The 13,663-nt window shown below is 67.4% G+C and carries 9 protein-coding genes; 5 read left to right on the forward strand and 4 right to left on the reverse strand.

Features of this window, described 5'->3' with window-relative positions; all coding sequences use genetic code 11:
* Positions 1-21 precede the first annotated feature (21 nt).
* The 5 genes from ACEN9O_RS23865 to ACEN9O_RS23885 are packed head-to-tail and all read left to right on the forward strand — an operon-like array spanning position 22 to position 7,303.
* The gene (locus ACEN9O_RS23865; protein WP_495614288.1) at positions 22-2,103 is read left to right on the forward strand and encodes a glycosyltransferase; all 2,082 of its coding nucleotides are present in this window, start codon (positions 22-24) and stop codon (positions 2,101-2,103) included.
* 9 nt (positions 2,104-2,112) lie between these two features.
* Positions 2,113-3,558 (forward strand): lipopolysaccharide biosynthesis protein, encoded by a 1,446-nt coding sequence (locus ACEN9O_RS23870; RefSeq protein ID WP_495614289.1) that lies wholly within the window; start codon positions 2,113-2,115, stop codon positions 3,556-3,558.
* Positions 3,559-3,568: 10 nt separating this feature from the next.
* Positions 3,569-4,642 (forward strand): glycosyltransferase family 4 protein, encoded by a 1,074-nt coding sequence (locus ACEN9O_RS23875; RefSeq protein WP_495614290.1) that lies wholly within the window; start codon positions 3,569-3,571, stop codon positions 4,640-4,642.
* Positions 4,632-6,116 (forward strand): MBOAT family O-acyltransferase, encoded by a 1,485-nt coding sequence (locus tag ACEN9O_RS23880; RefSeq protein ID WP_495614291.1) that lies wholly within the window; start codon positions 4,632-4,634, stop codon positions 6,114-6,116. The genes ACEN9O_RS23875 and ACEN9O_RS23880 overlap by 11 nt, the downstream gene beginning before the upstream one ends.
* A gap of 2 nt (positions 6,117-6,118) precedes the next feature.
* Positions 6,119-7,303, forward strand: coding sequence for a hypothetical protein (locus ACEN9O_RS23885; RefSeq protein WP_495614292.1), 1,185 nt, complete (start codon positions 6,119-6,121; stop codon positions 7,301-7,303).
* Here the strand turns inward: ACEN9O_RS23885 and ACEN9O_RS23890 are convergent.
* Genes ACEN9O_RS23890 through ACEN9O_RS23905 form a run of 4 tightly spaced genes read right to left on the reverse strand, consistent with a single transcriptional unit; the run spans position 7,300 to position 13,655 of the window.
* Positions 7,300-8,046, reverse strand: coding sequence for a class I SAM-dependent methyltransferase (locus tag ACEN9O_RS23890; RefSeq protein WP_495614293.1), 747 nt, complete (start codon positions 8,044-8,046; stop codon positions 7,300-7,302). The genes ACEN9O_RS23885 and ACEN9O_RS23890 overlap by 4 nt on opposite strands.
* A gap of 13 nt (positions 8,047-8,059) precedes the next feature.
* Positions 8,060-10,522 carry a glycosyltransferase gene (locus ACEN9O_RS23895; RefSeq protein WP_495614294.1) on the reverse strand — a complete coding sequence of 821 codons (2,463 nt, stop codon included), beginning with the start codon at positions 10,520-10,522 and terminating at the stop codon, positions 8,060-8,062.
* Positions 10,519-11,727: a TIGR04063 family PEP-CTERM/XrtA system glycosyltransferase gene (locus ACEN9O_RS23900; RefSeq protein ID WP_495614295.1), complete on the reverse strand. Its 1,209-nt coding sequence runs from the start codon at positions 11,725-11,727 to the stop codon at positions 10,519-10,521. The genes ACEN9O_RS23895 and ACEN9O_RS23900 overlap by 4 nt, the downstream gene beginning before the upstream one ends.
* 2 nt (positions 11,728-11,729) lie before the next feature.
* Entirely contained in the window at positions 11,730-13,655 is a 1,926-nt protein-coding gene (locus tag ACEN9O_RS23905) for an XrtA/PEP-CTERM system amidotransferase (protein ID WP_495614296.1), read from the reverse strand.
* Positions 13,656-13,663 lie beyond the last annotated feature (8 nt).

Here is a 13,663-nt window from a genome sequence, read left to right on the forward strand (position 1 = left end):
TAGGATATGGGAGATGTACCCTTGTTGACCGTTCTCATGGCGACCTGCAATGGTGCGCAAACCCTGCCCAAAGTGCTGGATGGCTATTGCCGCCTGCAAGCACCCCGCCAGGCGTGGCAGTTGATCATCGTCGAGAATGGCAGCAGCGACGGTACCGGCGCCTTGCTTGCGCAATATCAGGCCCGCTTGCCTTTGCATCTGCTCAGTATCCCGGACAAGGGCAAGAACGCGGCCCTGAACCTGGCCGTGGAGTGGGGCTTGCGCCACAGCGGCGCCGACGCCCTGTTCATTTTCAGCGACGACGACGCGACACCGGCGCCGGACTGGCTGCTGCAATGGGAGCGCTGCGCCGCCGCGCATGCCGATTACGCCGTGTTTGGCGGAGCGATAGAGGCCGATTGGGCGGTGGCGCCGCCGGCGTGGTTGTCCCGCCTGGCGCCGGTCGGGCTGACGTTCGGCCTGACCGCCGCAGACCTGCCCGAGGGGCCGGTGTTCCCAGGCCTGGTATGGGGCGCTAATATGGCTGTGCGGCGGGCGGTGTTCGACGCCGGATATCGTTACGATACCTCGATCGGCCCGAACGGTGGCGCCTATGCCATGGGCAGCGAAACCGAACTGACACGTCGGCTGGCACTGGCGGGCTATCCGGCCTGGTTCTGCCACCATGCGAAGGTGGCGCACCACATCCGCAGGCAGCAGCTGACGCGGGAGTACGTGCTGGACAAAGCCTGGCGTTTCGGGCGTGGCAAGTATCGGCAAGACCGGCCGGGCACTTTTCCCGAATGGTCGGGCGTGCCTCGCTGGATGCTGGCGCGGTTTGCGCTTGAGTGCCTGGGCTACCTGCGCGCGCGCCTGCGGAGAGATGCCGACGCGTTGTTCAAGCGGCGCTGGGAGCTGGCCTTCCTGCGGGGCTATTTTTTTGAGGCCAGGCGGGGGCGCGGCGCAGCCGGCAAGCGGGTACTGATCACCAGCTATTCGGGCGAACTTGGCGGGATGGAGATGCGCATGGCGCAGGAGCTGCGCTACCTGCGGCTGGCCGGCGCCGACGGCAGTCTGGCGCTGCGCCGCTTTGCCGGCATCGACGCCTGGGCGGGACGGTTGGCGCACGAGCAGATCGTGGTGGCGGAATTCGATCCGCCGCCGTTCTTCGAGCAGTGGGCCTGGCGCCGCTGGAACTTGCTGCGGGCGCGGCTCGGGGCGGCGCGGCGGCTGCGCGCCTTCCGCGCCGACCTGGTACATGTCGCCTGGTGCTGGAACAATTACGGCGCCTCCGCGCTGTGGCTGGCCCGCTACTGCCGCCTGCCCGCCGTCATCAGCGTGCACAACGCGTTTCCCGCCGCACCCATCAGCGACTGGCACCAGCCCTTGCTGCGCCATGCTTTCGGAGCGGTGCGGGGGGTGTACGCCGTGTCGCGCTCGGCGATGGCGCATTTCATGGCCATCTATCACCCGTATTTGCCGATCACCGCTAGGGTGGCCGTGATTCCCAATTGTGTCGACACCGATAAATTCAAGCCGGGCGCGGGCGCGCGCCGCGCCGCGCGCCGGGCGCTGCAACTGCCGCCGTCGGCGCTGGTGATCGGCGTTGCCGCCCGCCTGTCCGAGCAAAAACGGCCGGCCGTCTTGCTGGAAATGTTCGTGTTGCTGCGGCAGCGATATCCGCAGTTGTATCTGGTCATGATGGGCAGCGGCCCGCTCGAAGCCGGGCTGCGCCGGCAAGTGGAGGCGGCCGGGTTGGCGCCCTATGTGGTGTTCACCGGTTTTGTGCCGACGCTGGAAACGCTGCTGCCGGCGCTGGACCTGCACGTCTTGATGAGCAGGAACGAGGGCTTTGGCATCGCGACGATCGAGGCGATGGCATGCGGCGTCCCCGCCGTGGCAACCGATGTGCCGGGCAGCGCGGATATCCTGGGTGACAGCGGCGGCGGCCTGCTGGTGCCGGCCGATGATATCCGGGCGGCGGCGGCGCTGGTCGCGGAACTGCTGGACCAGCCGGCCCGGCGCCAGGCCATGGCGCGCCAGGCTCGCAAGGAAGCCGTCGAGCGCTACAGCTGCGCGGTGGTGGGCAAGCAGGTGCTGGCCTTCTACGATCAGCTGATCTGAGGCGGCGCCATGCAACCGCGTATGTCCTTCCTGCTGTCCTTCACTGAAAAGTACACCCTGCTATTGTTGAACACTGCCGGCACGATGATACTTGCGCGGCTGCTGACGCCGGCCGAGATCGGCGTCTACGGGGTTGGCGCCGTGTTGGTCGGGCTGGTGCAGGCGGTCCGGGACTTCGGCGTCGGCCCATATGTGATCCAGGAAAAACAGCTGAACGAGCAGAAATTGCGGGCGGCGTTGGGCAGCAGCATCCTGGTGGCATGGTCGCTGGCGCTGGTGGTGTTGCTGAGCAGCGGCCTGGCGGCTAGCTTCTACCGCGATCCGCGACTGAGTTCGGTGCTGCAACTGCTGTCGATCAATTTCCTGCTGATCCCGTTCAGCGCGCTGGCGCTGCCATGCCTGCGGCGCCAGATGCGGTTTTCGGCCATCTTCGCGATCAACACCGCCAGCAGCAGCGCGCAGTTGCTGGTCTCGGTGGGGCTGGCCTGGTGGGGGCTGGGCTATCTGAGCCTGGTATGGGGCGCCGTGGCCGGCACGGCGGCGGGCTTGTTGGCGAGCATATGCTGCTGGCCAAGTGGCTTGCCCTGGCTGCCGGCGCGCAGCGGCATGGCGGCTATCCTGTCGTTTGGCACGATTTCGACGGCCGGCAGCGTGATCGACGAGCTGGGCGTGTCCGCGCCGGACCTGATCGTCGGCCGCTTGATCGGCGTCGCCGAGGTGGGCATCCTGAGCAAGGCGCAGGGCGTGCTGAACGTGTTCAACCAGCTGGTGACCAGCGCTATTTCCCCCGTCATCTTCCCCTTGTTTTCGGCCCAGGCGCGGGCCGGCGGCGATCTGCGGCAGGCCTACCTGACCACCGCCAGCTATGTGACCGTGCTGGCCTGGCCGTTCTTCGGATTCGTGGCGATCTCGGCGCCGGCGCTGGTGCGCGTGCTGTATGGCCCGCAGTGGGATGCCTGCGTGCCCTTGATACGCATCATGTGCCTGTCGAGCGCCTTATATAGCATATTCAGCATGGCGCGTTATCTGTTCGTGGCGATGGGCGCGGTGCGCACCCAGGCCAAGCTGGACGCCTTGTCGGCGCCGGTGCGCGTGCTGGCCGTGCTACTGGCCGCGCCGTTCGGGCTGAAGTGGGTGGCGTGGGCCGTGGTGGTAGGCGGTGTGTTCAGGAGCATCTGGACGTTTCGCTACCTGCGGCAGCTGGCGGCGCTGCACGCCCCAGCCTTGCTGGGCGCGCTCAAGCGCAGTGCACTGGTCGCGCTCACCAGCCTGAGCGGTCCGGCGCTGCTGTTTGCCTGGCATCCGCTGGCCCCGGAACGTGCGCTATACCAGCTGTTCATGGCCGGCTTGGTGGCTGTGCCGCTGTGGCTGGCGGCCATCCTGCTTTTCCAGCACGAGCTTGCCGCCGAATGCAGCCTGGCGGGACGCAAGGTCTGGGCGCGGCTAGTCAAATAGGGGACATCTTATGCGCGTAGGCATCCTGTCTTATCCCATGTTGTTCCAGCGCGAAGGCGGCCTGCAGGTGCAGGTGCGCGCCACGCTGCGCGCCTTGCAGGAGCAATCGGTAGCCGGCCTGGAGGTGTCGCTGGTCGATGCCAATCGTGAGCGGCTGGACCAGTTCGACCTGATACACGTGTTTTCCGCGATCAATGGCAATCACCGCCTGGTGGAACTGGCGGCCGATCTGGATGTGCCGGTGCTGCTGTCGTCGGTGCTGTCGCCGGGCTGGGGGCGGCTGGACGGCATGCGCGCCCGGTTGGCGGACCGCTTGACCGGGCGCCTGACCGGCTGGAACGTGCAAACCAGTTATGCGCAAACCAAGCGCGCCTTGCAACTGGCGCACATGGTGATCGCGCTGGGCACGGCCGAGCGTGACGCGATCGTCAGCGCGTTCCAGATCCACGAGAGCAAGATCCGCGTGCTACCGAATGGCATCAGTCCGCATTTCTTTGGCGCGCGTCAGGACGAGTTCCGCCGCTGTACCGGACTGAACGGGCCGTTCGTGCTGATGGTGGGCGCGATTTCGCCGTACAAGAACCAGCTGGGACTGGTGCGCGCGCTGGCGCCGACAGGCGTGCCGGTGGTGCTGATCGGCCGGGCGCAACGCCAGCATCAGAATTATTTACAACAATTACTGGCGCAGCCGGGAGTGCGTTGGCTGGGGCAGCTGGAGCATGACGATCCGCTGCTGGCCAGCGCCTACGCCAGTGCCTCCGTGCTGGCGCTGCCCAGCCAGGGCGAGGTGTTGCCCTTGTCGGTGCTGGAGGCGCTGGCGGCGGGCACGCCGGTGGTCATGACCGACGAGAGCGCGCTCAACTTGCCCGACAGCGCTTTCGCCTTGAAACAGTTGCCGTGGGATGATGCGACCGGCCAGCGCCTTGCCGTGGAGGGCTGGTTGGCCCATCCGCCGGAGCGGGCGCGGGTCAGCGCCCTGGTCGAAACTTACAGCTGGCAGCGGGTCGCCGGGCAGATGGTGGCCTGTTATACCGAGCTGTATCACCGCACGCGCCGCGAACAAGAGGCGAGCCGTGCTGTTTAATTCCTTCAGTTTTTTGTTCCTGTATTTGCCGGCGGTATTGGCCGGCTATTATCTGCTGGCGCGCCTGCGCCCACGCTGGGCGACCGGCTGGCTGGCGCTGGCATCGCTGTTCTTTTACGGGTATTGGGACTTGCGTTACTTGCCCTTGCTGATGTTGTCAATCGGGTTCAACTACTGGAGCGCCGGCCGCATGCAGGCGGCGGTCCGACACCTGCGCCGGCGTTGGCTGGTGCTGGCGCTGGCGGCGAACCTGATGTTGTTGGCCTTCTTCAAGTACGCGAACTTTTTCATGGACAACGTCTATGCCTTGACGGCCGCACCGCCACGTGGGTGGGAGGTCGTCCTTCCGATAGGAATTTCGTTCTTTACCTTCACGCAGATCGCCTTCCTGCTTGACTGTTACCGTGGCAAGGCCGGCGAATACCGCTTCATGCACTACACCTTGTTTGTCAGCTATTTCCCGCATTTGATCGCCGGACCGGTGCTGCATCACAAGGAAATGATGCCGCAATTCGAGCGTCCGCCGGGCCTGAACGCGGCCGATGTCGCCGTGGGGCTGTCGATCTTCGTGCTCGGCCTGGCCAAGAAGGTGCTGCTGGCGGATCCGCTGTCAACGCTGGTCGGGCCGGTGTTTGCGGCAGGAGCCCATCCGCAGTTGGTGGAGGCCTGGATCGGCACGCTGGCCTACACGCTTCAATTGTATTTCGATTTTTCCGGCTACTCCGATATGGCGATCGGCTTGTCCCGGCTGTTCGGCGTGAAATTGCCGCTGAATTTCAACTCCCCCTACCAGGCCGCCAATATCGGCGAATTCTGGCGGCGCTGGCACATGACGTTGTCGCGTTTCCTGCGCGACTACCTGTATGTGCCGCTGGGGGGCAACCGCCATCATCGCTATCGCAACCTGATGCTGACGATGCTGCTCGGCGGGCTGTGGCATGGCGCCGGCTGGACGTTTGTGGTGTGGGGCGGCTTGCACGGCTTGTATCTGATGCTGTATCGCGGGTGGCTGGCGCTGGCCGGGGAGGGGCCGCCGCGCTGGTGGAGCAGGTGGTTGACCTTGTTCGCTGTCGTGGCGGCGTGGGCGGTGTTCCGGGCGCCAGATCTGGCGAGCGCCGCCGATGTCCTGCGCGCGATGGCGGGCGCGAACGGCGTGGCTTTGCCGCGCGGAATGGCCACATATGCTGGCTACTTCCCCCCCGGCTTCAGTTTTGCCGGGATACGCTGGATAGACTTCGGCACCATCGCGATGCCGGTGCTGATGCTGGCGATGGTGCTGGCGCTGATGGCGCCGAACACGCAGGAAATCTTCCGCCACTACGCCCCGTGCATAGAACAGTTTTTCGCAGCGCCGCGACGTTGGCACTGGGCCTGGCGGCCGCGCAAGGCGTGGGGCCTGGCGTTCTCCCTATTGTTTCTCGGCTGCCTGTTCAGTATGAACCACGTCAGCGAATTTCTCTATTTCCAATTCTGACCATGAGCCAGGCAGCCGGCGCCGAATGGCGCAACTATGTGACCGTGTTTTGCGCCAGCAGCACCCTGGTGATTGCCGGGGTGACGGTGTTGAATTACCTGGTCGATCCGTACCTGATCCATCAATGGCAAACGCCGCGGCTTCAGCAACTGCGGCCGGGCAAGGAGCAGCTTAGCGCCTGGGGCAAGACTTATGCACTGGCGAAATTCAAGCCCACCGTGCTGTACGTCGGCAATTCCCGCACGGAACTGGGTTTGCCGACGCGGGCGGCACCGTTTGCCGACCGGGATGTATTCAACGGCGCATTGTCCGGCGCCACGCTGGGCGACGCGATCGCGATGGTGGAGCATGCCGCGAAGGTCGGGCAGCTGAAGACCCTGGTTTGGGGCATAGACGCGCCGTCGTTCACGATGGAGCCAGGAAACACCGAGTTCGACCGCGAGCTGGTGGCCAATGGACCGTTCTATTTGTGGCGGCGCGCCTTGATCAATGTCAGGCGCGCCCTCGCTTTTGATATGACAGCGGATTCCCTCCGCTTGCTGCGCGGAACCTTTGGCAGCGTTTGTCTTTCCAGCCTCGCGTCCCATGGGCAGCGGGACGAGGCCTGCGCGCAGGGGCGCATCGAGGAACTGGGCGGGACCGCCGCGACCATTCTGCCGCGGGTGCAGGACTACCTGCGCGGCGCGGGGCCCACGGACGAGGCTATGCGGGCGCTGGACCGCAGCATGGGCCAGTTATGTGGCGCCGGCACCCGCATCCGCCTCTATCTTAATCCGACCCACGCGATGACCACCGACGCCCTGTACTGGAGCGGCAGGTGGCCGGCCATGGAAGCCTGGCAGCGCACGCTGGCGGCCATGGTACAACGCCATCGCGACGCGGGCTGCGATGCGCGTATCTATGATTTTTCCGGTTTCAACAGCGTGACGACCGAGACCATCCCGCAAGTGAGCCGGCAGCCCACCATGCAGTATTACTGGGAAGCGTCGCACTACCGTAGCAATGTGGGTGCCATGGTCCTGGCGCGGATGTTTGGCGGCGGCCCGGCGCCGCGGGACTTCGGCGTCGAGCTGCGGCCCGAAAATGTGGAAGGCCTCCAGGCGGCGATGCGCCTGGAGCGCGAGCGCTATCATCGCGCGCACCCCGTGGAAACCGGGATGGCGCGTGAGGTCGCCGCGCAGCGCTAGACCTTGCGCAGGATCGCGCAGCCTTTTTCGCAAGCTTGATTGCTGTAAGCCAGCTCCAGGAATACCTGTCGCCAGCGCAGCAGTATCGCTTGCTCGTCAGGACGGGCGGCATCGTCCAGGAAGACCGCGGCGCCTGCATTCAGGCGCGGAAACAGCAGCGGCCCGGCCGGGAAGCGCGCCAGAGGGCGGGTCGCCTGCGGCGGCCCGTCGATCACCAGCAGGTCGATGCCAGGCAGCGCGGGAAGCTGCGCAAGGTCGTACCAGGGCCATGATTGCCCGTCGATGTCGTACGGCGTCAACGGTGCGTCAATTACGGTGGCCCAATCCTGTAGCCCGTGGCGCCGCAGGTGCGCGCGGGTCTGCGCGGCGAAATCGCGGTCGTGCTCCAGGCTGTAGACTTTACCGCCGCCGCTCAACTGCATGCAGCGGGCCAGCACCAGGGTGGAGATGCCGCTGCTGCACTCCAGCACGGTGGCCTGGCGCAAGCTGCGGGCGTGGCGCGCCACTTCAAATAGAAAATCCGGTGAGGCGGCCCAGCCCCGCGTCGGCGGCAAACCGTGCTGGAGATCGAGTTCGACGTAGAGGCCTTGCAGCGCCTCCAGTTGACGAAACATGCCGGCTTGATCGTGGCGGGTCTGGTCGCGCACATCGTACAGCAGCAGGTGCACCTGGCGCACCTTGTGCAGGACGTACAGCGATACCGCCAGCAGCAAAGCCAGCGCGGTGAAGGCGAGAATGGACATGTGTGCTCCTGGTTCAGTTGGCGGCTACCTTGCTGATGACGTAACGGTGCTTGCCCGAGGCCTCCGCCGGTATCTCGGTCACCTCTTCAATGAGTATCTCCACCTCCGCGCCGAGGCGGGCGCGGAACTGGCGGATGATGTCCAGCCTGAGCGCGCCCGGCAAGCCGCTCACGCTGACCAGCAGCACGCGGGTCAGGTCCAGGCTTTCCTGGACGATTTTGAACGCCCGGATCTGCGGCAGGTCGCGCAGCACGTAGATCAGCGCCAGGCCGTGCATGACGGTGCCGTCGCGCGCCACCACGAAATCCGTGACCCGCCCCTCGACCCGCTTCAGCAGCGGCAGGCCGCGTCCGCACGGGCAGGGGCGGGTGTCGAGCGCACCGACGTCGCCGGTGGCGTAGCGGATGAACGGAAAGTCGCGGCTGGCCAGGTGGGTGACGACGATGGCGCCGCTGTCCCCGGGCGCGACGGCGGCGCCTTGCGCATCGACGATTTCCAGGATGACGTCTTCGGCGGTGATGTGCAGGCCGCCTTCGGGACACTCATGGGCCAGAAAGCCGGCGTCGCGGCCGCCGTAGCCGTTGGCGACCGGGGCGGCAAACGCTTGCGCCAGCAGGGCGCGCTGCTCGTCGTAGAGCCGTTCGGCGGTGACGAACACGACCTTGACACCGAGCCCGTCAAGCGGAACCTGCCGCGCTTGCGCGTGCTTGACCAGCAGGCACAGCGCCGAAGGGTAGCCGAACAGCATGGCCGGGCGCTGGCGCTGCAATCGGCGCAGGTAGTCGTCGAGGCGGGCGGGCGACAAATCGAAGGCCGGCAGCAGCAGGCTGCGCAGCAGCCGGTCGCGCCGCATGCGCCAGCGGTCCTGGGCCTTCAGTTCGATCGGGGAGCCCCACATCAAGGCCTCGGGATCGCCGATGTCGACGCCCCACCAGCGCGTGGCCCGCCATTTGGCGGCGACGTCGTGGCTGACGCGGCCCTTGCCCTGGTAGAAGATCAAGGGCTCGCCGCTGGAGCCGCCCGTGTTCAGGCGCTGCAGCGGGCCGGCGTCGGCGGCGACGAACTCGTCGCGGTGGTGATTGATGTCGGCCTTGTAGACGATGGGCAGCCGGCGCAGGTCGCGCAGGTCGTGCACGCGGGTGGCGTCGAAGTTGAGGCGGGCGTAGAGCTGGCGGAAGTACGGCACGTGTTCGGACGCGTGCAGCAGCAGCGCGCGCAGGCGCTGCAGGCGCAGCGCTTCCAGCCGTTCGGGCGGCCACCACTGGGTTTGTTCCATGTGGTGGCGCAGGGCGACGCTGCGATGTTGCTTGAGCATTTCATGCAGCGGAAAAAGCAGGCGCGACACCAGCGCCGTGTAGCCGCTGGCCGGTGGACGCTTGAGCACGCGCCGGTATTGCGCCATCAGCAAGGGGGCGACTTGCGGCCAGGCGTAGCGCCGGGCTTCGGCTTTGCCGGCCTCGGCCAGTGTGCGGGCCAGTTGCGGTGCTTGCAGCACGGTCAGCATGGCCTCGGCCATGGCCGGCGCGTCCTGCGGCGGGACCAGCAGGCCGTTGACGCCGTCGCGCACCAGATACGGTATGCCGCCGACCGCCGTGCTGACCACCGGGACGCCGCTGGCCCACGCCTCCAGTATCGAGATCGGCAGGTTGTCGGCCAGGCTGGCGTTGAGCGCGAGGTCGCTCTGGCGGTAGAGGTCGGCCATGGCTGCATTATCCAGCTTGCCTGTGAAGCGCAGCGCATCGTCGTCCAGCGCCAGTGTGCGGGCCAGTTGCTGCAAGCGCTGCAGCTCGGGACCGGCGCCGCAGATGGTCAGACGGGCCTGGGGCAGCTGGCGGCGCACGATGGCGAAGGCGCGAAGCGCGGTGGCCTGGTCGTAGAGCGGCTCCAGATGGCGGGCGACCAGGATGGCGGCGTGCGGCGCCGCCGGGCCGGACGGGTGGAAGCGCGCCAGATCGACGATGTTGGGCACGATCTGCGCACCTATGCCGTGTTGGGCGAACACCTCGGCAAGGAAGGCCGACGGCACGATCAGCGCGTGCGCGCGGCCCATGCTGAAGCGGACCAGGGCGGCGCTCCGCTGGAGAAACTCTCCGGCCTGGCCGCCGCGATAGTTGACCAGCACGCCTTTGCCGCGCAGGCGGCCGATCCAGATCGCCGGCGCGGCGTACAAGTGCCACGACCAGCCGGAATTGGCCATGACGTGCAGCAGCTCGGCCTGTCCGGCCGCGCGCCACAGGCGCCACAGGTAGGGCGGCAGCCGCAGCGCCGCGCGCAGCCCGCGCACGGACGCGAGCCACGCTGGCCGCGCCGGCAGGTTGACCTGGACCAGGTCGACCTCGGCGCCGGCCTGGCGCAGCAGTCCGGCGAGTTGCGCGGTCTGGTTGGCGATGCCGCCGGCCGGCGGCGGCAGCGGCCCCACCAGCGCGATGCGCAGGCCGGCGATGGGGGCGGCGGGCAGCGGGTGCGGGCCGTTCATGCGGCGCGCGCGCTCAGGCGCTGATAGATGGGGCCGTAGCGGGCCACGCTGGCCGGCCAGTTGCGCTCGTTTTCCACGTAGGCGCGCGCGCGCTGGCGCAGGGCCGGCCAGCTGTCGGCCTGGCGGAGCAGCTGCAGGACCTGCTGCGCCAGCGCCTCGGCGTCGCCGGCCTTGAACAGCATGCCCGTGCGGCCATGCTCGATCAGCTCCCGGTGGCCGCCGACGTCCGACGCCACCACCAGCCGGCCCTGCGCCATCGCCTCCAGCGGCTTGAGCGGCGTCACCAGTTCCGTCAGGCGCATGGGCAGGCGGGGATAGACCAGGATGTCGGCCAGCTGATAGTAGTCGGCGATGCGTTGGTGCGGCACGCGGCCGGCAAATCTGACATGGGCGCGCAGCTCCAGGCGCTCAACCAGCGCGCGCAATTCGGCTTCCTGCGGACCGCCGCCGACCAGCAGCAGCCGCAACGTGGGCGCACCGGCCAGCAGGCGCGGCATCGCCGCGATCAACAGCGCCAGGCCTTCGTAGGCGTAGAAGGAACCGATGAAACCCAGCACCAGATGGCCGTCCAGGCCCAGGCTGCGGGCCAGGCTGGGCGGCGCGGCGGAGGCCTTCGCGAACTGCTCGCCATCGACCGAGTTCGGTATCACCGTGACTTTGGCGGCCGGGATGCCGCGCGCGATGATATCGTTGCGCAATCCTTCGCAGATGGTGGTGATGGCGTCGGCCCGCCGCAGCACGTGGTTTTCCAGCGCGCGCGTCAGCCGGTAGCGGATGCCGCCGGCGCGGCTGGTGCCATGGTCGGCGGCGGCGTCCTCCCAGAACGCGCGGATTTCATAGACCACCGGGATGCCCAGCGCGCGCCCCACGCGCAGCGCGGCGACGCCGTTGAGCGCGGGCGAGTGCGCGTGCAGCACCTGCGGGCGCTGCGTGGCGGCGATCGCCATCAGACGCTGCTGCAAGCCCAGCACCACGCCCCAGTGGCGCAGCAGCGGCAGCCGTGCCCACCAGCGGCGCAGCGGCTGGGTGCGGAAGAAATGCCAGCCGTCGACTTCCTCTTCGCGCTGGCCGCCGCCTTGCTTGGCGCTGGTCAGGTGGACGGTGTGCCAGCCCAGCCTGCGCTGCTGGCGCAAGATTGCCAGCGTGCGGAAGGTATAGCCGCTGTGCAGCGGCAGCGAATGATCGAGGATGTGAAGTACGCGCATCGTCATGCCGCCTGCCGTATCAGTTTGTGCGGCGCGGCCGCGGGCAGCTGGCGCAGGAAGGACTCGAACATCAGCAAGGACCACAGCGGCGCGCTGTGGTCGCGCCGGCCGGACAAGTGCTGCGCGAGCAGCGCTTGGACCTGCTCGAGATTGAACATGCCGCAATCGGCCAGCACCGGACTGCGCAGGCTGCGTTCCAGGTGGGCGCGCAGCGGCCCCCGGAACCAGGCGGCCAGCGGCACCGAAAAGCCCATCTTGTTGCGGTACAACAGCTCCCTGGGCAAATGCTGCTCAAGGCCGCGCTTGAACAGGTATTTGCCGACGCCGCCCCGCAGCTTCAGTTCCGGCGGCAGGCTGGACATCCATTCGACCAGGCAATGATCGAGCAGCGGCACCCGCACCTCCAGCCCGTGCGCCATGCTGGCGCGGTCGACCTTGGTGAGGATGTCGCCGGGCAGGTAGGTCTTCAGGTCCAGGTACTGGATGCGCGACAGCGGGTCCTCGGCCGGGCAATTGGCGGCGTGGCGGTACAGCACTTCCTGGGCATGGTAGCCGGCCAGGTCGCGCTTGAGTTCGGCGCTGAACAAGGCGCGGCGCATGGTGTCATCCATGATGCTGACGCTGTGGAAATAGGCCGCCACGCTGTCCCTGGCCAGCGCCTCGAAGGTGGTCTTGGCGCGCAGCGGGCGCGGCGCCCAGTCGGCCTTGGGATAGAGGCGGCCCAGGGCGCCGAACAGCGGCCGGCGCAGGCCCAGCGGCAGCAGGGTGCGCCAGCGCTCCTCGTGCAGGTGCCAGCGGTAGCGCCGATAGCCGGCCAGGTTCTCGTCGCCGCCGTCGCCGGACAAGGCCACCGTCACGCGCTGGCGCGCCAGCTCGCAGACGCGGTAGGTGGGCAACGCGGAACTGTCGGCATAGGGTTCGTCGTACAGGCCGGCCAGACGGTCGACCAGGCTGAAGTCGTGTTGCTCGACGCGCTGCAAATGGTGGCGGGTGCCGTAGCGTTGGGCAACCATTTGCGCGTAGGATGTTTCGTCGAACTGCGGATCGCCAAAAGCGATCGAGCAGGTGTTGACCGGCGCCGCCGACTCCTGCGCCATCAGCGCGACGATGGCGCTGGAATCGACGCCGCCCGACAGGAAGGCGCCCAGCGGCACCTCGGCCACCAGCCGGATGCGCACCGCTTCACGCAGGCGCATCATCAGCTCATCGGCGGCCTGGGCCGCGCTGGGCGCCGGCTGGACCGCGAAGGGAATGTCCCAGTAGCGCTGCGGCGCCGGCAGCGCCTGTCCCTTGCGCAGCAGCAGCGTGTGGCCGGGCGCCAGCTTGCGCACCTGGCGGAAAATGCTGCGCGGTTCGGGGATGTAGCCGTAGGCGAAGTAGTCCTCGACCGCCAGCGGGTCGAGCTCGCGCCGCAGTCCCTGGTGCAGCAGCAGGGCCTTGATCTCCGAGGCGAACAGCAACTGGCCGTCGTCGAGCAGGGCGTAGTGCAGCGGCTTGACGCCCAGCCGGTCGCGCGCCAGGAACAGCGTCTGCTGGCGGCGGTCCCACAGCGCGAAGGCGAACATGCCGCGAAAACGGTCGACGCAGCGCTCGCCCCATTGCTCCCATGCGTGGACGATGACCTCGGTATCGCAATGGCTGCGGAAGGTGTGGCCGAACTGCTGCAATTCGCGCATCAGGGCCTGGAAATTATAGAGCTCGCCGTTGTAGACCACGACCACGCTGTGGTCTTCGTTGAACAGGGGTTGCTGGCCGCCGCCCAGGTCGATGATGGCCAGACGCCGGTGGCCCAGTCCTATGCCCGGCTCGAGGTGGACGCCGCCCTGGTCGGGGCCGCGATGGCGCTGGCGCTCGGTCATGGCGTGCAGCATGTCGGCGTCGATGTTGGCATGACGGTGAAGATCGAAGATCCCTGCGATGGCGCACATGGTGTTCC

It is taken from the genome of Duganella sp. Dugasp78 (genome assembly GCF_059491455.1).

Bases quoted from the DNA above. Each gene is read 5' to 3' on its own strand.
- ACEN9O_RS23870 (WP_495614289.1), top strand. From the start codon at position 2,113: ATGCAACCGCGTATGTCCTTCCTGCTGTCCTTCACTGAAAAGTACACC.
- ACEN9O_RS23875 (WP_495614290.1), top strand. From the start codon at position 3,569: ATGCGCGTAGGCATCCTGTCTTATCCCATGTTGTTCCAGCGCGAAGGC.
- ACEN9O_RS23885 (WP_495614292.1), top strand. From the start codon at position 6,119: ATGAGCCAGGCAGCCGGCGCCGAATGGCGCAACTATGTGACCGTGTTT.
- ACEN9O_RS23890 (WP_495614293.1), bottom strand. From the start codon at position 8,046: ATGTCCATTCTCGCCTTCACCGCGCTGGCTTTGCTGCTGGCGGTATCG.
- ACEN9O_RS23895 (WP_495614294.1), bottom strand. From the start codon at position 10,522: ATGAACGGCCCGCACCCGCTGCCCGCCGCCCCCATCGCCGGCCTGCGC.
- ACEN9O_RS23900 (WP_495614295.1), bottom strand. From the start codon at position 11,727: ATGCGCGTACTTCACATCCTCGATCATTCGCTGCCGCTGCACAGCGGC.
- ACEN9O_RS23905 (WP_495614296.1), bottom strand. From the start codon at position 13,655: ATGTGCGCCATCGCAGGGATCTTCGATCTTCACCGTCATGCCAACATC.